Origin of the sequence: Melittangium boletus DSM 14713, assembly GCF_002305855.1 — a bacterium.
Lineage (GTDB): Bacteria > Myxococcota > Myxococcia > Myxococcales > Myxococcaceae > Cystobacter > Cystobacter boletus.
Map to the genome: position 1 here is coordinate 2,521,575 of NZ_CP022163.1, position 26,752 is coordinate 2,548,326.

Below are 26,752 nucleotides of genomic sequence, written 5' to 3' on the forward strand. Positions count from 1 at the left end.
ACGACGGCGAGATCGTAGTCGCGTGCTGACCCGATGCCCATCTACATTGCGCAAGAGGCAGTATGTTCTGCCTACGAACAGGACCAGCAGAGTATAGCGGAACGCACACCCAACTTCATGAGTGAAGCCTTCACCACCATTTCCGCCTTCCTCGTGTCCTGCGTTAATGCAGCACCGGACCGCGATGCTGTTGCGAGCGTTCGAGACTGGTTCGCCATCCGGACCCATCCAGGATTGGTCCGTCAAGAGAACCAAGACCGCGTGATTGTTGCTCGCTGGTCTCAACGAGACGAGCAGTGTTGGGCCGTGGCCGTCGCTGACGGCATCGGGAGCGGGAAGGCCGGCGCGGAAGCTGCTGCGACGGCATTAGCCGCTTTTATCGGTGCGCTTGTCGATACTGGAGAACGGAGCATGGATGCTCGTCTTGCCAAAGCGGGAGAACGGGCTAATGAGGTCGTTTACCGTCGCTGGCGCGGCAAAGAGGGGACGACGCTCTCCTCAGTTTACGTATGTAACGGGCGAGCATCGCTGGTCAACATCGGCGACTCCCGCATCTATGGCATCGATCGCGAGGGAGAAACCCAACTCCTTACCCGGGATGATGTGCTGCCGACCCTTCCAGGGAACCTCCTGCAGTTCGTTGGCATGGGGCAGGATTTGGTTCCCCATGTAAGCGTGGTCCCCTCAAGAGTTGCGCGGGTTCTTCTTACCTCTGACGGAGTCCATAACTACGTCAATCCGCTACTCCCTCATCTCGTTCGTGCAGCTTCCACTGACGCCCGCCTACTAGTGGATCGATTGACACATCTTTCGGTTTGGTGTGGCGGCGCTGACAATTCTACCTGTGCGTTAGCCGCGGTCGCTGGCAGAGCATTCGGAAGCGCGCAGGCAGAAACAGTACTCGATGTTTGGACCCCAGGCATCCATCACAGAATGAGTATAGGGATGGAATCATTGAGGCGGGCAAAATCTCGAAGACGTGACGGTGCGAGCCCGCCGCGAGCCAAACCAGACTCCAATCCTCGCGTTCCCGCAGCCGGTCGCGAATCAGAACCACAGCGCGCTGCGCGAGCGCCGCGGCCTAGCGTCACGATGGCGTTTGACGACGACCAAGCCCCACCTCCCACCCCTGCTGTACCGGAGAGGGACAAACATTGAGCACATCAACCCGTTACAGCATTAAGAATTCGTCCGCAGATGGAAGTCAGCGAGCGAATGACTCACACCTAAACCGCGATATTGTGTTGAAGCCGTGGTGGCCCGCAACTGAACGGGACCACCTACGCGCTCTGATTGCCACACTCGCCAATATCCAGAGCAAGCACGTTGCGGACGTGTACGACCTTATAGATATGAGTGGCGGGATAGTGGCAGTCGTGGAAGAGCACCTTGAAGGTAAGAGCCTGTCTGAGTGGGAGGCTGGGACACCGTCGGGAGAACCGGAGGTACTTCGCGTTCTCCTTCAGATGGTGGGGGCTGTAAAAGCCCTTCATTCGTATCAACTTAGCCCGCCTTCGTTGAATACCGCCAACTGGCGGTTCGACGCTGAAGGGTTGCTCAACCTCTCCCTTTTTTGTCCGCCCACATCGGGGCAGACGAGACCGGGGGAGCCCATTAAACTCACGGAAGACAGCGCAGCAGCCGACCTACTCGCACTAGCGCAGCACGCGCGACGATTCGCGGTGCAGCACCTCTCCAAACACGGAAGCGAGCCCCCAGTGCTGACAGATCCAGTGCTCCAGCACCTATTGAACGGAGCACCGACTGCAACGAGCACTGCAGCTATGTTCTATCAAAGGCTCAATGCTTATCTGCTTCGGGATCAACACCGTGCAGTGGTTATTTACCGCAACCGCTCTGCTGAACTGAATTCCACTCGTCGGACCCTGAAGTTAACCCACCCCACCCCGAGCATCGCCGAGACCACCATCCACTATGACGGAACTGGGTTTGCAGTAATTGCAAGCACCGGAGAGGTCTATTTGAATAATATTCGAGTCGTTGCCCCGACTCCAATGCCGGGCTCGTGTGTCCTGACGCTTGGTGCACCCATACGTTCTTGGAGTGAACGACACTTCATCACGTTTGATGCCTCACACCCCGAAGTGGTGTTCTAATGCCACACACTTACACCTCCGGAGCCATTGTCGGAGAACGGTATAGGGTTGTTCGTTACATCTCCGAAGGAGGTATGCAGGAGGTGTTTCTGGCGACGGACATGATACTCAACCGCCAAGTAGCACTGAAGGTGCCCTTCAATCAATCTGCGCGCAAGCGCTTTAATCGAAGCGCCACGCTTAGCGCCAAGGTCAACCATCCGAACGCAGCGCGAACGCTCGATTACCTTGCTGACACAGTCAGTCAGCACCTTGTTGAAGAGTTCATTGGCGGGCAAAACCTGGGTGAAGTAATGGCGGCGATTTCCTGCTTTGATCCAGATGCGTGTGCTTGGGTGCTGCATCATCTAGCGCGGGGGCTAGCTGCAGTGCATCGGCATGGTGTCGTTCATCGAGACTTGAAGCCGGGGAACATTATGGTCACGGGCGGCTTGGGATTTGATGGCCTGAAGATCACGGACTTCGGTGTAGCACGAATGGCCGAGCAGGAAATCGAAGAGGCTGTCAAAACCGGGACTGTTACGACATCAAAGACAGCAATCGGGGCACTTCCCTATATGGCCCCAGAGGTCATCGACACTCCAGGTAAGCCGATGCTCCCAGCAGACATCTGGGCAGTGGGCGCGCTCGTGTTCCAACTCTTATCTGGAGAGTTGCCTTTCGGTCAAGGATTCGCGGCTGTGCCGCGCATCCAGGCGGCGGTCGCGCCCGCCATGCCCAAAGCGGTTCAGGACCATCCTCAGTTCAGCCACTTGGGGCGGGAAATCCATGGAATCCTGTTGCAGTGCTTGCAACGAGACCCATCTGCTCGACCTACAGCAATACAGTTGGTTTCGCTGTGTGATCGGCTTTGCTATAGTCCCATCGTCGGCCGTAAGATCGGCGTCGTTGAGGGTTACCCAGGTCGCAGCTTTGGATTTATTCGGCCGCAGGGGGACGGGGGCTCGGTTTTTTTCCACGTCGAGAGCGTAGTGGGTCGAAAGCCGAGGGTTGGGCAGCGAGTTTGGTATCAGCCCTACGACGGAACTCCTCGTGAACGCGCCCACCCCGTTATACCGATGGTTGATGAATGAGTGGCATCCGGCTTGTAGGCATCCACGTCGAGGGATTCAGGGCTTTCCAGGCCCCGTTTGATGCCTCATTTCGCAGCCCCTTGGGCACTCCGACAGATGTGGTGGTCATCGCAGGACCAAACGGGATGGGAAAGACCAGCCTTTTGGAGGCGATACTCCTTGCAATGGGAAAGGAGTCTCTTATCAGGCAGTCGCTCGTCGCAGAGACAGCGAATGGACATTGGCGCACAGAAATTCCGGACACTGCGAGTCTTTCGCTGACGTTCGATGTGTCTAGTGCACCAGGAACAGAACTCGGGGCCTACGCTCCTTGTGAAGTGCGTATCGTACGTTCGTTGGCCACTTGGCGACTAGAAATAGTTCGAGAGAACCAGATTCAACCCCTGCAAGACCCAGTCCGCGAGAGCTTCTTGAGAGACGTGCCTGTCGAATACCTCTCTTCATGGCGCGGGCCATTTCAACTCGGTGGTGTACGAGCATCTGCAACCATCTCCGAGATTCCCCAAGACGAGCGTTATCGATTCTTTCGGCTGAAGCAGCGCATAATCGATGAGCGGTCCGCGCGTGGATTCTCTGATCGGGAGACGCGTGATGCCGTGTGGCTAAATCGGCTAAATGAGGTTTGGTGTAGTTGGCATGACAAGACAGACACTTGGATCGATGCTCTGGAGACCGGAGATGTCGAACGTCCATTCGATCTCTTTTTAGTGCGCGATATTGGTTACGGAGCCCAGCCGGTCTGCCCGCTGGACATGGCCAGTTCAGGGGAATTGGAATGGGTAACCCTTGCAGGCTCGCTCATTGTTGATGACTTTCAGGGGATGTTGCTCATCGATGAGCCAGAACTGCACCTCCATCCACAATGGCAAGCTCGACTTCTTCCCACTCTTCGGAAGCTAGCACCGGAGGCTCAACTGGTCGTCGCCACGCACTCAGCGTATCCCTGGGACCAAGCGCTCCCCTTTCAACGACTCTTGCTTCTCCCTCCCGACGACCCACGGCGCTCGGATGTTTCCGGAGAATCTAAATAATGAGTTCTGCTGCCCTTTCCGCACTGTATGGATCTCAGCCGCTGTTCGTGTGGGTCGAGGACGACGCAACTCGAGTAGCCCTTACGACCGCGTGGGCAGGTGACCCGGTAGCGATTCATGTTGGGGGGAGCAACGAAACCATCCGAGCTGTGGTTGAGGACGCGTGGCGAAGTGGGATTACCCATGTCTTCGGCGTAGTTGATCGAGATTTCGGCCGCAGCAACTCGCCACGTTGGGCTGCCCCGTCGAATGATCTCCGCACATACATCCTTCAATCCTCTGAGATCGAGAATTTGGCACTTGATCCAGAAGCGTTGGCAGAATGTGCGTACAATACGGGGAGACGGAGTGAGGCGGAGATTACCGCGAAGTTGGACGAGATCGTCCGCGGGATGACTTGGTGGATGGCTTGCTGTGCAGTGCTAGCCCATGTCCGGGATAAACGGAACGAAGACTTTCCGTCGTTTCCAGCAAACGTCACAAATGTCGTCGATCTGGCCTCAGCCAGTGCTTGCATCTTGCGTAGTGATTGGTTCACAAAACATGTTGCTAATCTTCCCGCATTTGCCCAAACGTCGTGGCTGACAACCGAGTTGCAGAACCAAGAGTCTCGCCTTGCGCAGGCAGCAGCAAACGGGCAATGGAAAGTGGATTTTTCCGGAAAGCAGATATTCCATCGTGTATCTGAGTTCGTTTACACGAAGGGTACCGGGAAGCGGAAGAATATCGACTTGCTTCAGGCTGTGGTGCAAAAACAAGTCGACAATGGTAGGATTGCCGTCGAACTGCGTAACCTTCGCTCAAGCCTAAGGACTCGTGTTGGCCTTTCGCCCTGATCCGAGTGAAGGTGTCAAAATGCGTCTATAGAGAGCATACCAGCACGGCGCTCAAGCCTTCTGCCGGTGGGGACCTGTGCAGAAGAGCGCACGGTGAGGACGAGCTATAGTTCGCCGAGCCCCGTTTGGACGAGGCGAGTAGGAGTCAGATGGGCCTTGAGGCGAAGCGCAACGGCGCTAGTGGACTGTAAACGAAATTATTGGACGTAGTCGCGTCCCACATGCGCCCTCTTCCTCGGGGAGAGGGCACGTCCACAGGCCCTCGGACTATGTCCACCTACTTCGTTTACAGTCCACTAGACGGTACTGGCGGGAAACGTGACGGTACCGAGGTTTTCGGTGGCGGCAAGTGCGGTGCGCAATAGATAATACCTCAGATCCTCATCAAACAGGCGAGCCGTCTCCACCAAGGAGTAGAAGAAGGCGGCCACCTCGATGCTGCACAGCGACTTGAAGCCGTAGTGATTTTTGCGGTCCATCATCAGCGCACGCCCGGATGTCCTCACGAGCACTCTCCTCGCTACGAGTGCGTGGAAAACTGGCGTGACTGAGCCTACCCCAATTTATTTAGTGGCTCTCCCGCATTTTATGTCCTCCATGTGAGCGAGAGCGTCACTAGAACGGGTCAAGCTCAAGGTGTAGCCTGCGGGTCCTCCAGCGGCGCCTCACGGAGTGCCGCTGAAGCTCAGCCCTCCCACGTGTCCAGCATGGCGCGCACCCGCTCGTAGCGCGACAGCAGCTCGGCGCGCTTCGCGGTGAAGAGCACCATGAAGCCCACCACGCCGATGCCGAGCAGAGAGAGGAAGACCGCGCCCGCGCGGTGATCCCTCGTGCCGAAGCGCGCCAGGTTCGCCACCACGCACGTCACCAGGAAGGCACTGCCCAGGTAGACGTAGGAGCGGATGCGCAGCGCCACGCCCGCGACCACGCCCACCACGCACACGAAGACGCACACCATCATCGCGTGGCCCTCCTGGAACACGACCGCCCTCCACGAGCCCGCCACGTAGATGAGGGTGATGGCCACGGCGCGCAGCCTCGCCTGGGTGTCGGGGTCCATCGAGTCTCGGAACACCCACAACAGCACCAGCAACGAGATGCCCGCGGGAATGACATAGAATTGAGGATCCCCCGCGCCCGTGCCCATCCACACCATGACGAGCGCCGCGTTGAAGGCCGCCGCCGACACCAGCGAGCCCACCCCGCGCTGAGAGGGATGCGAGGCCAACGCGGCGAAGTGCGCGGCATGGCCCACGAGCAGCGCCGCCACGTACAGCGGCTGGTGCCACGGCGCGGTGAGCAGACCCGCCATGGGGAAGAGGAAGGCCCCCCACAACGCCGGACGGCGGAAGGCGGGCAATCCCGCGCCCTCGCGCTGCGCGAGGACGTACAGGCCGGAGAAGAGCACGCCGCCCGCCAGCGCCACCAGGCTGTCCGCCGTGCCCAGCCCCGAGGCCACCGCGTGCAGGCGCGCCGACAGGTAGCCGAACACCAGCGTCCCCTGCGCCAGGAAGGCGGACGTCTCGTCCTCCTCGCGGATGGCGCGGCGCACCAGCGCGAAGAAAAGCACCGCCAGGCTGACACAGGCGATGAGCGCGCCTCGCACCGAGTCCGGAGAACCGGACACCAGCATCAGGCCCAGGAGGATCTCCACCATCGCCACCTGGGCGAAGGCATGGCCCACGCTCCGGCGCACGCGCTCGCCCGCGACGGACAGGGCCAGCGTGGCCAGCAACGCACTGCCCGCGCCGAACAAGGGCAGGATGAGCGCCGCGCCCTTGCCCGTGGAGAACACCGCGCCCACGTGGCTCAGCAACAGGTGCTGCACCACGAGCGAGGCGAGCCACCCCACCCACTCGCGCTCGCGGCGCCGGTACACCACCGCCCACGCCGAGCCGAGTCCCAACAGCACGCACGCCGGCGTGCCCGGATGCGTCAAGCTGCGCAGCCCGAGGACGGAAGCGAGCGACATCATCCAGCCCGCGTGATGCAGCGCCACGCCCACGTCCACGTCCCGCTTGTCCAGCCACGTGCCCGCCATGCACAGCAGCAGACCCGTGCCGCTCAGCACCGCGGGCGACCACAGGGGCGGGATCGCCGCGAGCAACACCCCCGCCAGCAGCGCCGTGGCCACGTTGGCCATCAACCGCTCGCGCGTCACCATCAATACCAGCGCCGTGAGCCCGCCCAGCAGCGCCACGCCCAGGGGCATCCCACCGAAGTGCAGGAAGCCCAGGTGTTGCACCACGGGAATCGCCAGGGCGATCGCGCCCGCGAACCACAACGGCTCGCTCCAGGTGGACTCGAGCCCCGGCGACACACGCGCCGCCAGCCGGCTCAGCACGCGCTGCACGCTTCCCCGCTGACACAGGGCCGACAGGACGGCCGAGGCGAGCGCCACGCCCACGAAGGCCAGCGCCGCTTCCGGACGCCACTCGAGAAAGACGTGCTCCGGCGTCCGGCCCAACGACGCACCGGCGAACGTGAGCAACGACACCGTCAACATCCAGCCCTGGGACAGGAGGAAGGTGCCCACCAGCAGGACCCCCGACAGCACCAGGATGGCGCCCTGCGAGGGCTCGACCACCAGCGACGCCAAGGCGAGCACCAGCGCGCCCACCACCGACACCGGCAACAGACGCTCATCCCTTGGCGCGCGGAAGAAGCGCGCCAGGCGGAGCGGCAGGTGGTGCGCGAGGAAGCCGAGCGCGAGCAACAGGACGATGCCCACCGGGTGCAACGCGGGACGGAGCGACAACAGGCCCGCGCTCAGCGCCACGCGCACGGAGGGCAGGGGACCCGGCAGCAGCACGAGCGCGGACACGAGCGGAGCCAGATGCTCGGGGCGGAGCCGCGTCATCCACATCGCGAGGACGCCCACCAGCGTCAGGGCTCCCTGCATATAAGCGGAGAGCCGATGCACGACCGCGTCTTCTTCCCTCCCGAGCAGCAGGCGGCGGGCGGCGGGCAGATGCTCCGCGGCACGCACCATCCCCAGCATGAACAAGGGCAGCAGGGAGCCAATCCCCTTGAGTCGGGGCTCGTCTCCGAGCAGGAGGAGCACCCACAGCGGAGAGAGCGCGGCGAAGAACGGCTCGCGGTTGGCCCGCGTCCAGACCCAGGGCAGAACCACCGTGCCCACGAGAACCAGGGGCGCCAGGACCCGATTGGCCAACACACAGGCCACCAACAGGAACGGCATGGCGCACAGGGTCGCCGCGAGCGCGAAGCGGCGCCCCCCCGCGAGGACACGCGAGGCCGTGCGGTTCGACTCCAGGAGCGCGATCAGACTCAGGATCGTGGCCACGCCCAGCGCGTGAGGAGCGCGGAACCCCTTCCCCAACAGCATGGCCGTCCAGAGGGACGCGCACACCACGGCCAAGGACGGATGCAGCGAGCGCGCGGTGAACAGGGCCGCGAGCATCCCGCCCAGCGCGAGCGGATAGGGCTGTGAACGGGACGCGGAGAACGCGACGGCCACTGGATAGACGAGCGCCACGACTCCGGCGGTGAACGTGCTCGCGTCACGGCCCCGGCGCGCGGCGATGACCGAGGCCCCCAGGGACCACAGGACGAACAGGGCCATGGACAGCCCCGGCGTCATCCAGGGCCAGGCGTGCAGGAAGCCCACGCGGGACAGCAGCGCGACACCGCCCAGGATGACCGCGAGCGGGCGCACGTCGGGCAGGCGCATCGACGCCACGCCCACGGCGGCGGCCGCCAGGAGCACGGTGACCCCGAACCAGGGTACCTGACCGGCCACCCCCCAGATAAACGCCAGGAGCGCGTAGCTCACCCCCGACCCCGCGAGCATTCGCAAGCGCTCCGCGCGCCCACTCAACACCGAGAGCCCGCAGGCGGCGAGGGCCAGCGCCGGAGGCACCCACTCGGGGCCCGCGAAGCTCGCGAGCTTGGGCACCACGGCCGCGGCCCCACAGGCCGCGACGGCGAGCAGGTACGGGTTGGCGAGGTTCCAGGCCACGAGCAACATGGCCGCCCCCGACAGGCCCATGCCCACCAGCGCCGCCGCATGGGTCCCCCCCTGCAGCGAGAAGAAGAAGCCCGCCGACGACAGCCAGCCAGCCACGACGTGGAATCCCGTTCCCGCACGGGGCGCGGACCGCCGGGGCAGCCAGGCGAACCCGAGCGCGATCCCACCACACACCACCGCTCCCACGGCGGGACCGAACAGCGCCGGCGCGGAGAACGCGAGCAGGGCGCTGATTCCAGCGCCGACGAGGGACAGGTACAGGCGCTCGAAGCGCCAGCCGCTGGCCACGCACAGCACCATCAGCGCGAGCGTGCACCAGAAAGCGGGGTACAGGTTCGTCCCCACGTGGCTCGCGAGGACGAAGAGCGGACTGGCGATGGCGGTGGAGCGCAGGAGGATCTCCGCGCGCGCCTCGTCGTCTTCCGAGTCGCGGGACAACAACCACCCGGCGCCGACAGTGCCCGCCACGACGAAGGGCAGGGCCGAGAAGGCACGCACCTGCATCCCGGACGCCCCGTCGAACCAGGAGGCCCGGAACGCGTCGAGCGAGTCACGCACGCCACCGGGCAGCAACTGGTCCACGGAGGTGTAGGCGAGGTAGACGCCCGCGTAGACGGCATACAGCCAGGGCAGCCGGCCTGGAGCCCCCTGGGAGAGCCCGAACACGGTCCAGACGAAGGTGGCCGCGGTGAGGAAGAAGGCCGGAGGCGAACCCGTGGCCGCCGCCACCACGCACCCCACCTGGAGGGCGGCGACCCCCACGGACAATGAATCCGCCGACTCCTCGGCATCCAGCTCGCGGAAGCGCAGACAGGTGGCGAGCAGGAAGGCGAGGAAGGGCGCGTAGCTGCCCAGGGCCGGAGACGCGCCCTCGACCCCGAGCGCCAGGTGCAACCGCACCACGAAGAGCAGCAACAGGTAGGCAGGCGCCCCGAGCACGAAGGCGAGAGCCTTACCGTCCCGGTCCTCGCCAGCGGACTGGCGCGCGAGAACGAAGAAGAAGACACACGGCAGGACGTCGAGCCAGAAGGCGAAGCCACCCATCCGCGCGGCGAGTGGCGCGAGCCCCATCATCAGCGTGGTGCCCACCAGCGCGCCTTGCAGGAGGGGCCGCGAGGGCGCGTCGAAGGCCTCCGCGGGCTTGCGCACGAGCGTCGCGGAGGCGAAGGCCCAGCCGAGCAACAAAGGCACGAGCAACACGGGCGAGATGCCATCGAGACCCAGGCCTCCCACCGGCCCCAGGGCGAGCCCCGCGAAGGGCGCCACGGCGGCGCCAATGAGCCCGAGGATGCGCCCCGCGCTGGCGAGCGTGTCGCGGCGGCACAGCAGCGCGCCACAGACGGAGAAGGCGGCGGAGTAGCCCGCGGTCATCCCGAAGACGACCAGGGAGCGGGAGAAGGACGTGAGCCCGGCCCAGCTATCGAAGGCCAGGTAGAGCGAGCCCGCGACGATGAGGAAGGCGCCAATGAACCAGCCGATGCTCTCGTAGAGGAAGGGCTTCCAGACGGTGTCCCAGGTGGACACCTCCTCCACGAGGCGCGCGGCGTTGGTGCGGCGGACCGGAGCCTCGAACAGGGGCTCGGTGGTCACGGGCGGCAAGAAGTCCCGCGCCTCCCGCTTCGCCTCCCGAGCCTCCTCCGCCCGGAAGTCCGCGTAGGAGAAGGACTCCGCCTCCTCCCGCACGTCCTCTTCCGGCGCATCCACCTCCGGCGCTTTCTCTTCCGGCGTCTCGGCGACAGGGGCCTCCGCCCTCATGGGCTCGGGCTCGGGCTTGACCTCCTCGACGAGCGGGACGGACACCGGGACGGGGGCGGGGGCTGGCGCTTCCACGACGGGCGCCGGGGCCACGGCCTGGGGCCGGGTCTCCGCGATCACCAGGCGCAGGATGCGGCATTGCCGCTCATAGCGTTGAACCAGGTAGTTGCGGGCTCCCTGGGGAACGGCCGAGGAGTCCCAGTGCTCGAGTTCCTCGAGCAGGAAGTCGATATGGGCGATTTCTTGTTCCAGGGTGTCGCGATCGCGCGACTCCATGGCTTCGCCGCACGCCGCGCAGAGCTGGCCACCCAGCCGCTCCTGCCGACAGGACGCGCAATACATGACGGGACAACCCCTTCGATGACGCGCCCCTCGGAATCAGGGCGCGTGCGCAGACTACCGCACGCACCCACACGAACGCACGCCCCCTCCCCTACCCTCGCAGGAAGGCCGTACCGTGGCTGCCTGGCCGCTCGGCCTCGTGCAGGAGCGCGTCCGGCGGCGACAGCCCGACGATGTGGATGGCCTCGATGCCTTCCTCCAGCATCTCCAGGCTCTCCTCCACCTTGGGAATCATCCCGCCCTGGATGACCCCATTGGCGATCTTCTCGCGCGCCTGGATGGGCGTGAGCGTGGGCAGCCGCGTGGAGGCGTCATCCTTGTTCGCGAGCACGCCGGGCACGTTGGACACCAGGAAGAGCTTGGCCGCGCCCAGCTTCGCCGCCACGCGCGTGGCCACCGTGTCCGCGTTGATGTTGAAGGCCTGGCCCTGGTCATCGCCCGCGAGCGAGCCGAGCACGGGCACCAGCCCCGCGTCCGCGATGCGCCCGAACATGTCCGTGTCCACGCCCACCACGTCACCCACCAGGCCCAGGTCCACCGGCTCCGGCCCCGCGCCGCTCATCACCTTGGGCGGACGGCGCCGCGCCTGGATGAGCCCCGCGGACATGCCCGTGGTGCACAGCGCGGGCACTCCCGCGAGCCGGAAGGCCGCCGCCACGTCCACGGACACCTGGCCCGCGAGCGACATCTTCATCACCTCGAGCGTGGCCTCGTCCGTGTAGCGCCGCCCGGCCACCATCCTCGGTTGCAGACCGAGCTTCTTCTGCAGCTCGGTGGCCTGGGGCCCACCGCCATGGATGACGGCCACGCGGATGCCCGCGTCACGGAAGGCCCGCACGGCGGCGCCCACGCTCGCGGCGAGCCTCGGCCGGTCCTGCGCCAGCTCGCCGCCAATCTTCACCACGAACCAACGCCCCCGGAAGTCCGCCAGTCCGCTCACGGCCACAGTCCCGGCTCGGCGAGCGTCAGGCGCTCGTCCCAGCCCATCATCAGGTTGAAGCTCTGGATGGACTGGCCCGCGCCGCCCTTCACCAGGTTGTCGAGCGCCGAGAAGCACACCACGCGCCGCGTGGCGCCCGTCACTGGCCCCAGCGTGAAGCCCACCTCCACGTAGTTGCTGCCCGCCACGCCCACCACCTCGGGCTGACGGCCTCCACCGATGATGCGGATGAAGGGCTCGTTCGCGTAGGCGCTCTTCCACGCCGCGTTGAGCTGTTCCTGGGTGGTGGCGGCCGGCACCTCGGCGAAGGACGTGGCGAAGATGCCGCGCGGCAGCGGCGCCGACACCGGCACGAACTCCAGGGACGTGTCCTCGTTCGCCCCCGCGGCGCGCAGCGTCTGGAGGATTTCCGGGATGTGCTGGTGCTCCAGCGGCTTGTAGGTGCGCAGGTTGGACGCGCGCAGCGGGTGGTGCGTGGTGATTTGCGGATTGGCGCCGCTGCCCGACGAGCCCGTGGCCGCCACCGTGTGGATGGGGCCGGAGAGCAGACCCGCGCGCGCGAGCGGCAACAGGCCCAGCGCGATGGTGGTGGCGAAGCAGCCGGGGCTCGCGATGTAGCGCGCCTGGCGGATGGCCTCGCGGTTGAGCTCGGGCAGGCCGTAGGTGAAGGAACCCTCGGTGAGCATGTGCGGCGCCGGGTGCTCCACGCCGTAGTACTTCGCGTACGCGGCCGCGTCGCGCAGGCGGAAGTCTCCCGACAGGTCCACGATGCGCACGCCCGAGGCGAGCAGTTCCATCACCACCTTCGCGGTGGTCTTGTGGGGCATGGCCAGGAAGGCCACGTCCGCGCCCGCCACGGCCTGCACGGGGGGCAGCTCCTGGAAGGACAGGTCCGTGAGGCCCGCCAGGTTGAAATGGACGTCGCCCACCTTCTTGCCGATGTTGTCCACCGAGGTGATGCGAACCACCTCCACGTGGGGGTGGAAGAGGAGCCGGCGGAGGATCTCCGACCCGCCGTAGCCGGTACCCCCGATGAGAACTGCCTTGACCTTGTTGGCCATGTGCGATGTCTCCGAGTGGGACTTCCCGGGCGGGTGTATAGAGGCGCCCCGCCGGGGAATCCACCTCACCGCGATGACACGGTGAGCAAGGAGGCGGTCGGGGGCTCGGGGATAGTTCACGTCCGAACCACTGCATCTGGAGCGCCGCGAGCGCTGGCCTCTGAACGGAGGCTGTGGAAGCGTGCCCGCTCATGAGCACAGCATGGAGAATCCGTCCCATCGAGACCCGGGACGATGGTGCGATGGCGGCCGTCATCCGCTCGGTCATGCCCGAGTTCGGGGCGGATGGTCCGGGCTTCGCCCTCCACGACGTGGAGGTGGATGGTCTGACCGCGGCCTATGCGGTTGCCGGCCGGGCCTACTGGGTGGTGGTGGACGAAGCGGACCGGGTGATGGGCGGCGGGGGAATCGCCCCGCTGGAGGGCGGCGATCCGCGCATCTGCGAGCTGCGCAAGATGTATTTCCGGCCCGAGGCGCGCGGACACGGCCTGGGCGAGCGGATGCTGCGCCAGTGTCTGGCCTTCGCCCGGGAGGCGGGCTACCGCACGTGCTACCTGGAGACCCTGGCGGGCATGACCCAGGCGCAGACGCTCTACCGGCGCCTGGGCTTCCAACCGCTGTCCGCGCCCCTGGGCGCCACGGGTCACTTCGGGTGTGACCGCTGGTACACGCTCGAGCTGGGCACGGGCGGATGACCGCGAGGGTCACCTCTTCCACCTGACGCCCGGAGTCACCATCCTTCCCGGAAGAGAGGAAGGTGATGCATGGAAGGGCCGGGCCCCTGGGAGCCTTTCGACATCGAGACGGCGCTGGAGCGAGTGCGCGCGGCCATCCGGGGGTACGCGGCCGCGGCCATGTTCGAGCTGGCGGAGCGCGGCCACGCGAGCCTCTTCGAGCAACTGGTGGGCTGCCTCTTGTCCATCCGCACGCGGGACGAGGTGTCCCTGCCCGTGGCGCTGCGGCTGCTCGCCCAGGCCTCCACCCCCGAGGCGATGCGCCGGTTGGGCCGCGAGAGGATTGAATCCCTCATCCGCCCGGTGACCTTCCCCGAGCCCAAGGCGCGCACGCTGCACGCGCTCGCGGAGCGCACGGTGGAGGAGTTCGGCGGCGACCTGCCCTGTGACGCGGAGGTGTTGCGCTCCTTCCACGGCGTGGGGCCCAAGTGCGCCCACCTGGCGCTCGGCATCGCGTGCGGGCAGGAGTCCATCAGCGTGGACATCCACGTGCACCGCGTCACCAACCGCTGGGGCTACGTCCAGGCACGCACGCCCGAGCGCACCCTGGCCGCGCTCGAGGCGAAGCTGCCTCGGGCGCACTGGGTGGAGCTCAACCGGCTACTGGTGCCCTTCGGCAAGCACATCTGCACGGGCACGCGGCCGAAGTGCGCCACGTGCCCGGTGCGCTCCATGTGCCCGCGCGTGGGGGTATGACTAACGATCCAGCGCGAGCAACTGCGTCACCCGCCGCGCGAAGCGCCGCCAGGGGTTGGTGCGGCCCCGGCCGCCCTTGCCGAGCGTGATCTCCTTGGCGCAGTTCATGTCCTGGTGCCAGCCCGCCTCGAGCCCCGAGGCCAGATGGCGATCGGCCACCACCAGGGAGCCCTCGCGCATGCGGTGCAGCGACAGCGCGTCCAGGTTCGTGGAGCCCACCACGCCCAGCCAGTCGTCCACGAGCACCGTCTTCGAGTGCAGCATGGAGGGCTGATACTCCCAGATGCGGATGCCGCCCTTGAGCAGCTTCTCGTACGTGGCGCGCTGCGAGGCCCGGACGATCCGCCAGTCATGCACCGGGCCCGCCGCGAGCACCCGCACGTCCACGCCCTGCTTCCGCTTCTCCAGGAGCTGCTCCAGGATGGCCTTGGGCGGCGTGAAGTAGGCGTTGGAGATCCACAGGCGCTCGCGCGCCGCGGCGAACACCATGCGCAGCATGCGCTCGGCGTCGGAGATGCCGGACACGCCCGCGCTCTCGATGAAGCCCGCGTGCGCGCAGCCCCGGGGTGGCAGCACGGGGAAGCAGCTCTCCGGGAGGAGCGCGCCACCGCACTCCTGCCACATGCGCGCGAAGGCGAGCTGCATGTCGTGCACCGCGGGGCCCTCCACCCGCACGTTGGTGTCGCGCCACTCCGTCGGGCACAACCCATCGCCCTGCCACGACTTCCAGATGCCGAAGCCCCCGGTGAAGCCCACCTTGCCGTCGACGATGACGAGCTTGTGGTGGGTGCGCCCGAAGATGCGCCCGAGCCACCGCTCCGACAGGGGCCGGAAGTAGTGCACCTCGACCCCTCCCTGGCGCAGCCGCTGCTCCACCGTGGGGCCGAAGTTGTCCACCTCGCTGCCCCAGGGGTCCACCACCACGCGGCACGACACGCCCTCCTTCGCCCGCTCCAGCAGCGCCTCCACGATGCGATCCGACGGCTCGCACTTGCGCCAGATGAAGACGACGATGTGCACCGACTCCTTCGCCTGGCGGATGGCGTCGCAGATCTGATCGAACACCAGCCCGTTGTTGACCAGGTCCACCCGGTGCCCTGGCTGGGGCCTCAAGCACGTGGATTGGTAGAGCGCGTGGCTGAAGGCCTGGAACCCCGGAGGCAGGGCCATGGGCCCCCGCATCTCGTTGTGATCGTTCTCCGTATTGGGTTCTTCCCAACGCACCAGCGCGGACGGGGAGGTGTCGAAAATCGATGAAGAAGATTCCATGGCCGGGGAAAGGTATGAACGCCGACCGCCACGGGAAGCCCTCCTGACACGGAGCGTGCACCCGCGGGCGATCGCCCCCTGAACGCGGACCCCCTTCCAGCGAAACGCTCCCTCGGTGAACTTGATTTTCCGTAGAGCAAGAAAATCATGCCCTCATTGACATCAATGGCATTTTTACCGTTTAATCCGGGTTGTCGCTGTCAACCAAACGGCATCTCGGGGGGCACCATCGTACCGAGGTCCCCTTCACTCCGGAGAGAACCATGTCCGTCGAAGCGTTCGCGAAGGTGACCGAGGCCTCCAAGTTGTTGGTGGAGCAAGGTTTTTCGGGCCCGGCGGTGACCTCGGCGCTGGAGATGGTGGGCCGGGCGCTCGGCGTGGACCGGATGCTCGTGTACGCGAACAGCACCGAGACGATGCCCGGCAAGCGGCTGGCGCCCTTGCGGCACGGCTGGGGCTCGGTGGCGATGCCGCCCCTGCTGAGCGTCTTTCCGCTGCAGGATCAGATGCCCCGCTGGGTGGAAGTGCTCTCGCGCGGGCAGCCCATCTGGGAGCTGGCGCGCCACATCCCGGGCTCGCTGAACGTGAACCTGGAGGCGCAGGGCGTGCAGTCGGTGCTGCTCAGCCCCATCAACGTGGGCACCGTCAACGGCACGTGGTGGGGCTTCCTGCGCATCGATGACTGCAAGAACGAGCGGCGCTGGGTGCCCGCGGAGCTGACGGTGATCAAGACGCTGTCGCGCTCGCTGTCCAATGCGCTGCGCCAGGACATGCGGCGCGAGGCGATGGCCCAGACGCGGCAGGATCTGCGGACGATGATGGAGCGCTGCGCGACGGGAACGCGCTGAGGCTCAGCGCCGGTCGCGCCGCAGATCGGCGAGGATCTGGCGCAGGTACCACGCCTCGGACTTGCCGGGGTGGCGCTCCTGGGCACGCGCCATGTGCCGGGCGAGCGAGGCCTCGGCCTCGGCGCGAGGCAGATGGATGTGAAGGAAGTACTGGTCGCGCAGGCGGCTGGCCTCGGTTCGAGACAGGAACCAATAGAAGAACCCGAGGATCAACCCCGCGCCCACGACCAAGATGACGATGTCCGAGTTCACAGCCTGAAACTACCGCGAGTCCCGGTGCGCGCCAGTCCCGTGTTTGACGGCGAAGTGCGCGCGCGCTCATGATGCGCCTCATGAGGAATCCGGGATGAACCCTCCGCACCTTCGCGCCGCGAAAACTCGCTGGATTGTCCTGCTGACGATGAGCCTGGAACTCCTGGGCTGCGCGGATGCGAATCCCAACGTCCGGGCCCGCCGACTGCCAGATGGGCACATCCAAGTGGATGGACCTCTCGCGGGCCCCTATGACTCGCTCGAGGAGCTGGCCGAGCGCTCATGCGACTTGATGACCGGTCAGCCTGGCGCAACCCATGGCGCCCATGGATTCGAGTACTGCGCCCTGTTCTACCGGTCCGCGGAGGAAGGTTCGTACTACCTCAGCTATCTGTCCGACATCCGCGGCAACCTGGATCCGGTGGTCAAGACCTGCTCCCTGCCAACCCGCCTCAATGATCCAGCGCACGCGAAGACCCTTTTGCTCGGAGGAGCCCACACGCATCCGAACAGCCGGGGCTTTTCTCCGAGAGACCTGAGCGCCGCTTCTCATTGGCGGCCCGTGAGGTTTTTCGACACGGAAACGGGAAAGGTCTGGGATCACCAGCTCATGGTCTTCTTCCGGGAGAAGACGGGCGAGTGCAGGACATACATCTACAACAATTCCACCCGCATCGTTTCGGCTCTACGCCAAGGCAAATGGATTCCCATCGGCGAGGTCTACGACGATCTGGGCTACATCCGGATGTACGAAGGCAAGGACTGGCTTCCGTGAGTGACGCATCCTTGGAGAGGAACTGATTATGAAGCGCTTGCCCCTCCTGCTCCTCTGCATGAGCCTCACGCCGGGTTGTTCGCTGCTCGGCCACTTCGGTTATTACAAGCACCGGAAGCCCGAGATGGCGCCTCCCGAGGCCGCCGCCGGAATCAAGTTCCCCGACACCTACGAAGAAGGCGTCCGCCTCGATGGGGCCATGATGAAGGCCCTGTCCGTGGCCATGAACGACTACCTTCCCCCTTCAGTCCGGGCCGAGGAGCAAGAGGGGCCCGAGTTCCAATGTCTCGCCCGGTGGGAGAACTACCGGACGGTGGTCATGCGCGCCCGGGACGATCTCTTCTTCGTGCTGTTCTCTCCGGATCTCTCCACCTGCGCCCCGGGCTTCGCCGTGCCCGACGCGGGCGCCGAGTACGCCATCGATGGACAGGGCCGCATCCTCGCGCGGCGGTAGAAATCACCTCCATTAGTGCGCCCCGTAGGGCGTGATGACGCTCAGCGGCATTATCGGGACAACGGCGATGGAGGGCCGTAGTAGGTTCCGCCGCCCATGAGTGACATCGCGCAAATCAAGGAATTCGTGGGACAGGGACAGCTCTCGCTCCCGCCAGACGCCCACCTGCTCCAGCCCCTCCTCGAGCACGCCCGCAAGAGCCCGGACAAGGTGCTGTTCTCGCGCCGCGTGGGCGAGCGTTTCGAGCCCCTGACCGTCGCCGAGGTCGTGCGCACGGTGCGCCGCGTGGCCCGTGGGCTCATCTCGCTCGGCGTGGAGCCCGGCCAGCGCGTGGCGTTGATGTCCAAGACGCGCGTGGAGTGGGCCCTGCTCGACTTCGCCATCCTCGCCACCGGCGCCACCACCGTCCCCATCTACGAGACCTCGTCCGCGGATCAGGTGGAGTGGATCCTCCAGGACAGCGGCGCGGGGGTCGCCTTCTTCGAGACGGACGCCCTGCACGCCCTCTACCGCCAGTCCCAGGAGCGGCTGCCGGACTGCAAGCACACCTTCGTCATCGACAAGGCGGCGCTCGAGCACCTGCAACAGCTCGGCGACGCGGTGGACGAGGCGCGGCTGGAGGAGCGTCTGGCGGGACTCAACACTGGCGTGCTGGCCACCCTCATCTATACCTCGGGCACCACCGGACGGCCCCGGGGCTGCGAGCTCACGCACGGAAACATCCGGGCCAACTCGCTGCAGGTGATCGAGCACGTGGGCAAGGCGTTCACCGCCGAGGATCGCACCCTGCTCTTCCTGCCGCTCGCCCACGCGCTGGCGAAGATCCTCTTCCTCGCGTCCGTCGAGCGCGGCATGTCCATCGCCTTCGCCACCAGCGCGAGCAAGCTCGTGGAGGAGCTGTCCCTGGTGCGGCCCACGTGGTTCGGCACCGTGCCCCGCGTGCTGGAGAAGGTCTTCCAGACGGCGCGGCAGAAGGCCGAGCAGGCCGGCCGGGAGCGCGTCTTCGACCTGGCCACCGAGACGGCCGTGCGCTACTCGCGCGAGCGCGCCGCGGGCGGTGTCGGACTGTTCACGCGCCTCCAGCACGCCGTGTTCGACCGGCTCGTGTACCGCACGCTGCGCGACATCCTCGGCGGCCAGTTGCGCTTCCTCGTCTCGGGAGGCGGGCCCCTGCAGGAGCGGCTCAACCACTTCTACAATGGCGTGGGCGTGAAGGTGCTCGAGGGCTACGGCATGACCGAGACGAGCCCGGTGCTCGCCGTCAACGCCGATCACGCCAACCGGATCGGCACGGTGGGCCAGCCGGTGGCGGGCACCACGGTGCGCATCGCCGATGACGGGGAAATCCTCGCCAAGGGGCCCCAGGTGCTGCGCGGCTACTGGCACAACGAGGCGGCCACGAAGGGCGCCTTCACCGAGGACGGGTGGCTCAAGACGGGGGACCTCGGGAGCCTGGATGCCCAGGGCTTCCTGCGCATCACCGGCCGCAAGAAGGAAATCCTCGTCACCGCCGCGGGCAAGAACGTGGCGCCCGGGCCCCTGGAGGATCGCATCCGCGAGCACCCGCTCGTCAGCCAGGCCATGGTGGTGGGCGAGGGCAAGCCGTTCGTGGCGGCGCTCGTCACGATCGACGCGGGCGCCTTCAAGCACTGGAGCAAGAAGAACGGCAAGGAAGGCCAGACGCTGGAGTCCCTGACGGAGGACCCCACGCTGCGCGCCGAGGTGGAGCAGGCCATCGAGGGCGCCAACCGCTCCGTGTCGCGAGCGGAGTCCATCCGCAAGTTCGCCATCCTCGCCAACGACTTCACCATCGATCGCAACGAGCTGACGCCGTCCCTCAAGGTGCGGCGCCACGTCGTCAGCGAGCACTATGCCCCGGTCATCGAGGCCCTCTTCGCCAAGGGCGGCGGCGACTAGCGCTGGCGGCCCCGGCGGGACAACGCGCCCCCTGAAAACGTGATATTCCCATTAAATCATTTTTCAGGGGATTTCACGGTGAGTCAAAAGACAAGCGCGGTGAAGGGCTTGCTGGCGTTGCTGCTGGGAGTGACGCTGGCCGCCGGTTGCGGCGTTCCCTCGAAGCCCGAGGAGCCCACGCCAGCGCGGGCCCCCCAGGAACAGCCACTGGGCTCGCCGTCGGCACCGCCCCGGCTGGCCGCGGGCTACCGCCACTCCCTCTACGTGGCTCCGGACGGCACCGTCTGGGCCTGGGGTGAGAACATCGCCGGGCAGCTGGGCACCGGGTCGACCGCATCCCGCTCCACGCCCGGGCAGGTGTCCGGCCTCTGGGGCGCGGTCACGGTGGCGGCCGGCGCCCGGCACTCGCTGGCGGTGCTCTCCGATGGCTCCGTCTGGGCCTGGGGCGACAACAGTTACGGGCAGCTCGGGGATGGGACGAGTACCCGGCGTCTGCTGCCCGTGCGGGTGTCCGGCATCATGGACGCGGTGGCCGTGGCCGCGGGCGAGAGCCACTCGCTGGTGGTGCTCTCCGACGGCACGCTCCTGGCCTGGGGCCACAATGGCCCGGGCCAGCTCGGCGATGGGACGAACGTCTACCGCTCCAGGCCAGTGCCCGTGGTGGGCCTGACGGACGTGGTGAACATCGCCGCCGGGCAGTACCACTCGCTGGCGGTGCGCGCCGATGGCACCGCGTGGGCCTGGGGCGACAACTACCATGGCCAGCTCGGAGATGGCTCGTCCCTGGCCCGCAAGGTCCCCACGAAGGTGGTGGGCCTCGTGGGCGCGGCCACGGTGGCGGGCGGGTATCGCCACAGCCTGGCCACCCTCGCGGACGGCAGCGTGTCGGCCTGGGGTGACAACGCCGCGGGCCAGCTGGGGGACGGGACGACGCTGCGCCGCACCGTGCCCGTGAAGGTGAAGAACCTGGGGGGGATCGCCGCCGTCGCGGCGGGCTACGTGTTCTCGCTGGCGGTGGACTTCGACGGCGCGGTGTGGGCCTGGGGCGAGAACTCCCAGGGGCAGCTCGGCGATGGGACGCCCACGCGCCGCCCGCTGCCCGTGAGGACGGCGGACCCCCGAAGCGCGGTGGCGGTGGCCGCGGGCTACACCCACTCGCTGGCCGAGCTTCCCGACGGCAACGTCCTGGCCTGGGGGCTGAACAACTCCGGGCAGTTGGGGGATGGAACGACGTCCAGCCGTACCGTCCCCGGGCGGGTGCGGGGGGAGTGGCCGACAACCCCACCGCCACCGTCGGAGGAGCCCTTGGCGCTGAAGCCCGTTCCCGTGGCGGCCGGGTACGAGCATTCCCTGGTGGTGCGCGCCGACGGCACCGTCTGGGCCATGGGCAACAACCTGGCGGGCCAACTCGGGGATGGGACGACGCTCCACCGCGGAGTACCCGGGCCGGTCCCCGGGCTCACGGGCGTCGCGGCCGTCGCGGCGGGCTCCGCCCACTCCCTGGCCCTGCGCTCGGATGGCACGGTCTGGGCCTGGGGGTCCAACGGGAGTGGTCAGCTCGGCCGGGGTTCCTACTCCGACAGCTTCACGCCGGTGAAGGTGGCGAACCTCTCGGAAGCCGTCGCCATCGCGGCGGGTGCCGATTTCTCCCTGGCCCTGCGCTCGGATGGCACCGTCTGGGGCTGGGGGGTCAACTGGCGGGGTCAGCTCGGAAATGGGACGGGCTTCAGTGCCGCTCAGCCCGTCCAGGTCGCCACCCTCTCGGGCGTGGTGGCCATCTCCGCGGGGGGAGCCCATGCGATGGCCCTGCGACAGGACGGCACCGTGTGGGCCTGGGGCAGCAACTCAGATGGGGGCCTCGGCGACGGCACGAACATCGATCGCCTGTCTCCGGTACAGGTGCGCAACCTCACGGGCGTGACGGCCATCGCGGCGGGCGCCTACCACTCCGTGGCGATCCGCGCGGACGGCGGCGTGTGGGGCTGGGGCTACGGCGGTGGCAACCCGCTCAGCGGAGCCCTCCCGGTGCAGATGCAGGGCTTCACGGGAGCCAAGGCCATCGCGGCCGGGGTGAACTCCACCGCGGTCGCGCGCACCGACGGCACCGTGTGGACCTGGGGCGGTAACGAATTCGGCCAGCTCGGAACCGGAGGGTTCTCCGCCTCCGCCATTCCCGTCCAGGTGGCGGGCCTGGTGAATGTCACGAGACTGGTGACCAGCCGGGGCCACGTCCTGGCCGTGCGGACCGATGGCTCCTTCCGGGGCTGGGGCAACAACGACTACGGCCAGCTTGGCAATGGCCTGGGCGCCCGCCTGACACCGGGGAGGGTGTCCCCCCTCCAGGGCGCGGTGGCCGTGGGGGGAGGCTACTCCTACTCCGTGGCCCTGGCGGGCGACGGCACCGTGTGGGCCTGGGGCGACGGCTCTTACGGGCGGCTCGGGGATGGGACGAACAACCGCCGCGGCACACCCGCCCCCGTGAGCAACCTCTCGGGCATCGTGGAGATCTCGGTCGGCGGCGACCACACCCTGGCCCGGCGCGACGACGGCACCCTTTGGGCCTGGGGCTACGACCATTCCGGGAGCCTGGGAAACGGGACGAGCGGCCACCAGAACACGCCGCTCCAGGTGGTGGGGCTCACGCAGGTGAGCTCCACGGCCGCGGGCACCAGCCACTCCATGGCCGCCCGCGCCGATGGGACCGTATGGACCTGGGGCCACAACCAGTATGGCCAGCTCGGCAATGGGACGAGCACGTACACCCCGAATCCCATCCCGGCCCAGGTGGAAGGCCTGACCGGCATGGTCGCCGTGGCGGCGGGGAGCACGTCGTCCTTCGCCCTCCGCGAGGACGGCACGGTGTGGGCCTGGGGCGGAAACAACGGTGGCCAGCTCGGCGATGGGACGACCGTCGATCGCTTCACGCCCGCGCAGGTGGTGGGCCTCACGGACGTGGTCCAGCTCGCCACGCTCAGCCGGAGCACCCTCGCCCTGCGCGCCGACGGCACGGTGTGGGGATGGGGAGCGAACCTGTACGGAGAACTCGGCGACGGCACCACCACCCCTCGCCCCACCCCCGTGCCCGTGCCCGGCCTGTCGGACGTGCGGAGCATCGCCATGGGGCTGCAGCGCGGCATGGCCCTGCTCGGTGACGGAAGCGTCTGGACCTGGGGTTGGAACCACCATGGCCAGGTCGGCGAGGGGTCGACCACCAACCGCTCGACGCCGGTGCGGGTGCTCACCGGTGCGGTGGCCATCGGCTCCGGCTCGCTCCACTCACTGGCCGTGCGGAGTGACGGCACCACCTGGACCTGGGGGTACAACGGCGGGGGACAGCTCGGCGTGGATGCCGAGCAGCCTTCTCCCATCGCCATCGCGCTGCCCTGAGGAAAGCAGAGAGGGCCCGGCAACCGGCTGGAGCGGTCCCGGGCCCTTCGTTGTTTCAGCGCGCCACGGCCCTACTGGCAGAGCTCACTGTGTTCCGCGGTCCCCTGCGGACACCCCTCACCGACGCAGAACTTCGCACCGCTGTCCACCGTGCCCCGGCCGGACTGATCATGCGGCACATGGACGCGGCAGGTGCCCTGCGAGGAAGCCCCGGAGGGTTGGGTGACCACGTACGTCACGGTGTAGACGCGGCCGTCGCCCGTGCCCTCACGCTCGGAGCGCAGCTGCATGGACGTGGGGTTGACGATGACCATGTCGTCGCACGTGCGGCCATCGCCGTTGCCATTGGCGTCCTCCACCTCGTCCGAGGTGATGCGCAGGATGCGCCCGTACTGCTCCAGGGGCAGCGAGCCGCCACACGCGTCCTTCGCCGGGGCGGCGCAGTCGGACAGCGTCAGGGACTCGTATTTGTGGTTGGGTGACCACAGCTCGTGACCCAGATCCGCGCCGGGAGTGGGCGGCGTGGACGCATCCGAGCCCCCCACCTGGACGGAGAAGTCGCAGGAGGCGGTGTTGCCAGAGGAGTCCCTCGCCGAGCAGGACACGGAGGTGTTGCCCGCCGGGAACGAGGAGCCGGAGGCATGCGAGCAGGTGACGGCCACCGGGCCGCAGTTGTCCGTGGCGGAGACGTCGAAGGTGGCCTGGGAGCTTCCCGCGCACGTATTCACCACCACCGGCGCCGTGGGGCACTTCAACACGGGCGGCGTCATGTCCCTGCGCACATTCACCTTGAAGCCACAGGCGGAGGTGTTGCCAGAGCCATCCTTCGCGGAGCAGGTGACGGACGTCTCGCCCACGGGGAAGGTGGAGCCGGAGGCATACGAGCAGGTGACGGCGGGCGCGCCGCAGTTGTCCGTGGCGGAGAGGTCGAAGGTGGCGGTGGCCCCCGTCAGCGAGCACGTGTCGAGCACCTGCGAGGCGGGGCAGCTCACCGCGGGCTTCGTGGTGTCCACCACGGTGACGTGGCCCACGCACGAGGCGCTCGCCTCTCCATCCGAGGCCGTCAGGGTCACCGGGTGGGTGCCCAGGCCAAAGGACGTGGAGGGCGCCTCGGTCACGGAGAGCGGCGACGGCCCGTTGTCCGGATCATAGCTGCCGTTGTCCACGCTGGAGCGGCCGAGGCAGGCCATGTCGGCGTTGACGGTGACGTCGCGGCACAGGGCCACCGGCGGCTTGTTGCTCGGGGTCACCGCGCACGAGAGGTTCGCCGACGCGGAGGTGCTGTTGTTGTCCTCGCGGCACTCGGTGGTGCCGCCCTTGCCCGTGCCGTCGTCATCCACCACGGCCCACACCTCGGTGGTGCCCGTGAAGGAGGAAGCCACCACGAGCGTGGCGGTGGCACGGCCCCCCACCGGCAGCGGCTCCGTGACGGCCGTCACGCCAAGCAGCGTACCGCCCGAGGCCGGGTTGCCCCTGTAGAACGCCACCTTCACGCCCGCGCCCACGGGGGCCTCCCCCAGGTTGCGCACGCTCGCGCCGAGCACGAGCGAGCCCTCTCCATCGCACGAGGCGGTCACGTCGGAGGCGGCGAGGTCCGCGGCGGCGTAGGGGCTGGGGCCCTCGCCCAGGTAGAAGGCGACGTTGGAGCGGAAGTTGTTGAGCTTCGGGTGGAGCCAGTTGGTGGTCGGGTGCGCCGGGATGGAACCGTCGTTGTGGACGTGGGTCACCGAGTACGCGTGCTGGTTCCAGGTGCGCCGGGTGTTGGCCCAGCCTTCCTGGCGGTCGTGGAACACGCGGATGCCGTTCTGGCCCGGGTACGCGTGGTTGTTGGACACCACGATGATCTCCGCGGCGTCATCTCCATCCACGTCCACGACGAGCGGGTACTCGTGCGTGGTGCCCGAGCTGTTGCGGATCTGCCAGCGCACCGCGCCCGTGGCGCCGTCGTAGATGCGCAGGTGCACTTCGTCGGCGTAGATGACCTCGAGGCGGCCATCATCCTCGAAGTCGAACGTGGTGGAGGCGGTACGGCCCGAGCTGTAGTCCTGCGTGGACTGGGACCATTTCACGCCGCCGTCGGAGCCGTAGACGGTGTAGTTCCAGTCGCCGGGCAGGCCGATCTCGAGCTGGCCGTCGCCATCGAAGTCCGCGATGTTGGGCGGGCCGCCGTGTCCGGCTGCGGACTGCGCATGCCCCGTCACGTACACCTCCCGGGTCCACAGCAGCGAGCAGTCGTCGTCGAGCAGGCTCACCTTCCCATCGCCCGCCACGACGATCTCTCCCGCCACGTCACCGTCGAAGTTGGCCACGCCCGCGAAGCCGTGAGGAATCTCCGTGTTGGCGCAACGGAGGGTGCCGTCGAAGTTGTAGACGGAGCGGCCGTTGATCACCTCGAGCTTGCCGTCCTGGTCGAGGTCCACCGCGAAGGACACGGGCCCCGTGTACAGGGCGCCGCCCATGCCATCGGAGCCCACCCACAGCAACTCCCCGGTGTTGCTGTATACGCGGTTGCCATCGAGGATCTCCACGGAACCGTCACCGTCCAGATCCGCCAGCGAGGGGCCTCCCCACTCGTTGTAGTCGTACGCGGCCTCGGCCGAGCGGAACTTGAAGGTGCCGTCGTTCTCGAAGCAGATGATGCCGCGCCCGTTCTCGGGGATGCCGCAGATCTCCACCAGCCCATCGCCATCGATGTCACCGGCGGCGATGCTGGCGCCCGGCTTCACCCGGGCCGAGGCGTCCGTCGCCGTCCACAGGGCATGGCCATCCTCGCCACTGATGGCTCGCAGCACGCCGTCCGCGAGGTAGTTGCCACCCGCGAAGGTGCTGAAGACGATGTCCGGGGTGCCATCCCCGTTCACGTCCACCACCGCCGGCGTCATCATCACCTGCTTGTACTCGGGCAACACCGCACCGCCCGTCCACTCCCACTGCAGCTCGGGCTCGAAGTTGCCCGTGAAGGGGGGACGCACTTCACAGTGCTCCTCCAGATTCCCCAGGCCCATCGCGGGCCCCGGCTCCTGGGAGTCCGTGGTGTGGCAGGCGCCTGCCGAGGCCAACGCCCAGAGCGCCGCCAGAAGCGGCCCTCTCCCCTGGCCCCGAAGAGCCACCCGACATTGAATGCCGCGAATGCCGCGAATGCCGCGTCCGAGTTTCATCCCACCGTCTCCTGTGTCTTCGCCCTGGATCTGACTCACCGCCGGTTGCTCACTTTCTTGGAAGTGTACCGGCGGGTGGATCCCGAAGAAGAGGCGCTCCGTGTGTTTCACGAAGA

18 protein-coding genes are annotated in these 26,752 nt (G+C 67.0%); 11 read left to right on the plus strand and 7 right to left on the minus strand.

Translation table 11 applies throughout. The features are described from left to right. The first annotated feature begins 117 nt into the window (after positions 1-117). From MEBOL_RS44050 to MEBOL_RS41030, 4 genes are all read left to right on the plus strand, one after another. Complete coding sequence (locus MEBOL_RS44050; protein WP_157774861.1) at positions 118-1,158, plus strand: PP2C family protein-serine/threonine phosphatase; 1,041 nt, start codon at positions 118-120, stop codon at positions 1,156-1,158. Positions 1,159-2,116: 958 nt separating this feature from the next. Beyond that, positions 2,117-3,190, plus strand: coding sequence for a protein kinase domain-containing protein (locus tag MEBOL_RS10470; RefSeq protein ID WP_095977287.1), 1,074 nt, complete (start codon positions 2,117-2,119; stop codon positions 3,188-3,190). Then, the gene (locus tag MEBOL_RS10475) at positions 3,187-4,221 is read left to right on the plus strand and encodes an AAA family ATPase (RefSeq protein ID WP_095977288.1); all 1,035 of its coding nucleotides are present in this window, start codon (positions 3,187-3,189) and stop codon (positions 4,219-4,221) included. Before MEBOL_RS10470 ends, MEBOL_RS10475 begins: the two co-directional genes overlap by 4 nt. After that, a complete protein-coding gene (locus MEBOL_RS41030; protein WP_157774862.1) occupies positions 4,221-5,057 on the plus strand; it encodes a hypothetical protein in 837 nt (278 codons plus the stop codon). The genes MEBOL_RS10475 and MEBOL_RS41030 overlap by 1 nt, the downstream gene beginning before the upstream one ends. A 296-nt stretch (positions 5,058-5,353) precedes the next feature. Here MEBOL_RS41030 and MEBOL_RS10480 read toward each other — a convergent pair whose 3' ends face one another. The 4 genes from MEBOL_RS10480 to argC form a co-directional block, all read right to left on the minus strand. Then, positions 5,354-5,563 (minus strand): hypothetical protein, encoded by a 210-nt coding sequence (locus MEBOL_RS10480; protein ID WP_157774863.1) that lies wholly within the window; start codon positions 5,561-5,563, stop codon positions 5,354-5,356. A gap of 179 nt (positions 5,564-5,742) precedes the next feature. Continuing rightward, positions 5,743-11,145 (minus strand): ribonuclease E domain-containing protein, encoded by a 5,403-nt coding sequence (locus tag MEBOL_RS10485; protein WP_095977290.1) that lies wholly within the window; start codon positions 11,143-11,145, stop codon positions 5,743-5,745. 91 nt (positions 11,146-11,236) lie between these two features. Continuing rightward, complete coding sequence (gene argB / locus MEBOL_RS10490) at positions 11,237-12,085, minus strand: acetylglutamate kinase (protein ID WP_095982698.1); 849 nt, start codon at positions 12,083-12,085, stop codon at positions 11,237-11,239. Further along, positions 12,082-13,146: an N-acetyl-gamma-glutamyl-phosphate reductase gene (gene argC, locus MEBOL_RS10495; RefSeq protein ID WP_095977291.1), complete on the minus strand. Its 1,065-nt coding sequence runs from the start codon at positions 13,144-13,146 to the stop codon at positions 12,082-12,084. The genes argB and argC overlap by 4 nt, the downstream gene beginning before the upstream one ends. A gap of 191 nt (positions 13,147-13,337) precedes the next feature. On the opposite strand from argC, the gene MEBOL_RS10500 reads away from it, so the two are divergent. After that, positions 13,338-13,841, plus strand: a complete 504-nt coding sequence (locus MEBOL_RS10500; protein WP_095977292.1) for a GNAT family N-acetyltransferase — start codon at positions 13,338-13,340, stop codon at positions 13,839-13,841. A gap of 69 nt (positions 13,842-13,910) precedes the next feature. Beyond that, complete coding sequence (locus tag MEBOL_RS10505; RefSeq protein WP_095977293.1) at positions 13,911-14,576, plus strand: endonuclease III domain-containing protein; 666 nt, start codon at positions 13,911-13,913, stop codon at positions 14,574-14,576. Here the strand turns inward: MEBOL_RS10505 and MEBOL_RS10510 are convergent, their stop codons facing one another. After that, a complete protein-coding gene (locus MEBOL_RS10510) occupies positions 14,577-15,746 on the minus strand; it encodes a phospholipase D-like domain-containing protein (protein WP_245919627.1) in 1,170 nt (389 codons plus the stop codon). 362 nt (positions 15,747-16,108) lie between these two features. On the opposite strand from MEBOL_RS10510, the gene MEBOL_RS10515 reads away from it, so the two are divergent. After that, entirely contained in the window at positions 16,109-16,693 is a 585-nt protein-coding gene (locus MEBOL_RS10515) for a GAF domain-containing protein (protein ID WP_095977295.1), read from the plus strand. Between the two features lie 3 nt (positions 16,694-16,696). Here MEBOL_RS10515 and MEBOL_RS10520 read toward each other — a convergent pair whose 3' ends face one another. Further along, positions 16,697-16,945: a hypothetical protein gene (locus MEBOL_RS10520; RefSeq protein ID WP_095977296.1), complete on the minus strand. Its 249-nt coding sequence runs from the start codon at positions 16,943-16,945 to the stop codon at positions 16,697-16,699. 94 nt (positions 16,946-17,039) lie between these two features. Between MEBOL_RS10520 and MEBOL_RS10525 the strand changes: the two genes are divergently transcribed. The 4 genes from MEBOL_RS10525 to MEBOL_RS10540 all read left to right on the plus strand — a co-directional run bounded on the left by MEBOL_RS10525 (position 17,040) and on the right by MEBOL_RS10540 (position 23,478). Next, positions 17,040-17,720: a hypothetical protein gene (locus tag MEBOL_RS10525; protein ID WP_245919628.1), complete on the plus strand. Its 681-nt coding sequence runs from the start codon at positions 17,040-17,042 to the stop codon at positions 17,718-17,720. Positions 17,721-17,748: 28 nt separating this feature from the next. Then, the gene (locus tag MEBOL_RS10530) at positions 17,749-18,174 is read left to right on the plus strand and encodes a hypothetical protein (RefSeq protein ID WP_095977297.1); all 426 of its coding nucleotides are present in this window, start codon (positions 17,749-17,751) and stop codon (positions 18,172-18,174) included. Positions 18,175-18,270: 96 nt separating this feature from the next. Then, positions 18,271-20,091 (plus strand): AMP-dependent synthetase/ligase, encoded by a 1,821-nt coding sequence (locus MEBOL_RS10535; RefSeq protein WP_095977298.1) that lies wholly within the window; start codon positions 18,271-18,273, stop codon positions 20,089-20,091. Between the two features lie 78 nt (positions 20,092-20,169). Next, on the plus strand, positions 20,170-23,478 hold the full coding sequence (locus tag MEBOL_RS10540; RefSeq protein ID WP_157774864.1) for an RCC1 domain-containing protein: 3,309 nt from the start codon (positions 20,170-20,172) through the stop codon (positions 23,476-23,478). A gap of 71 nt (positions 23,479-23,549) precedes the next feature. Here the strand turns inward: MEBOL_RS10540 and MEBOL_RS10545 are convergent, their stop codons facing one another. Beyond that, positions 23,550-26,450 (minus strand): HYR domain-containing protein, encoded by a 2,901-nt coding sequence (locus MEBOL_RS10545; RefSeq protein ID WP_245919629.1) that lies wholly within the window; start codon positions 26,448-26,450, stop codon positions 23,550-23,552. Between the last annotated feature and the right edge of the window lie 302 nt (positions 26,451-26,752).

Coding starts and splice junctions, on each gene's coding strand:
- MEBOL_RS10475 (WP_095977288.1), top strand. CDS start 3,187: ATGAGTGGCATCCGGCTTGTAGGCATCCACGTCGAGGGATTCAGGGCT.
- MEBOL_RS10500 (WP_095977292.1), top strand. CDS start 13,338: ATGAGCACAGCATGGAGAATCCGTCCCATCGAGACCCGGGACGATGGT.
- argC (WP_095977291.1), bottom strand. CDS start 13,146: ATGGCCAACAAGGTCAAGGCAGTTCTCATCGGGGGTACCGGCTACGGC.
- MEBOL_RS10485 (WP_095977290.1), bottom strand. CDS start 11,145: ATGTATTGCGCGTCCTGTCGGCAGGAGCGGCTGGGTGGCCAGCTCTGC.
- MEBOL_RS44050 (WP_157774861.1), top strand. CDS start 118: ATGAGTGAAGCCTTCACCACCATTTCCGCCTTCCTCGTGTCCTGCGTT.
- MEBOL_RS10525 (WP_245919628.1), top strand. CDS start 17,040: ATGAACCCTCCGCACCTTCGCGCCGCGAAAACTCGCTGGATTGTCCTG.
- MEBOL_RS41030 (WP_157774862.1), top strand. CDS start 4,221: ATGAGTTCTGCTGCCCTTTCCGCACTGTATGGATCTCAGCCGCTGTTC.
- MEBOL_RS10535 (WP_095977298.1), top strand. CDS start 18,271: ATGAGTGACATCGCGCAAATCAAGGAATTCGTGGGACAGGGACAGCTC.
- MEBOL_RS10515 (WP_095977295.1), top strand. CDS start 16,109: ATGTCCGTCGAAGCGTTCGCGAAGGTGACCGAGGCCTCCAAGTTGTTG.
- MEBOL_RS10470 (WP_095977287.1), top strand. CDS start 2,117: ATGCCACACACTTACACCTCCGGAGCCATTGTCGGAGAACGGTATAGG.
- MEBOL_RS10510 (WP_245919627.1), bottom strand. CDS start 15,746: ATGGCCCTGCCTCCGGGGTTCCAGGCCTTCAGCCACGCGCTCTACCAA.
- MEBOL_RS10530 (WP_095977297.1), top strand. CDS start 17,749: ATGAAGCGCTTGCCCCTCCTGCTCCTCTGCATGAGCCTCACGCCGGGT.
- MEBOL_RS10505 (WP_095977293.1), top strand. CDS start 13,911: ATGGAAGGGCCGGGCCCCTGGGAGCCTTTCGACATCGAGACGGCGCTG.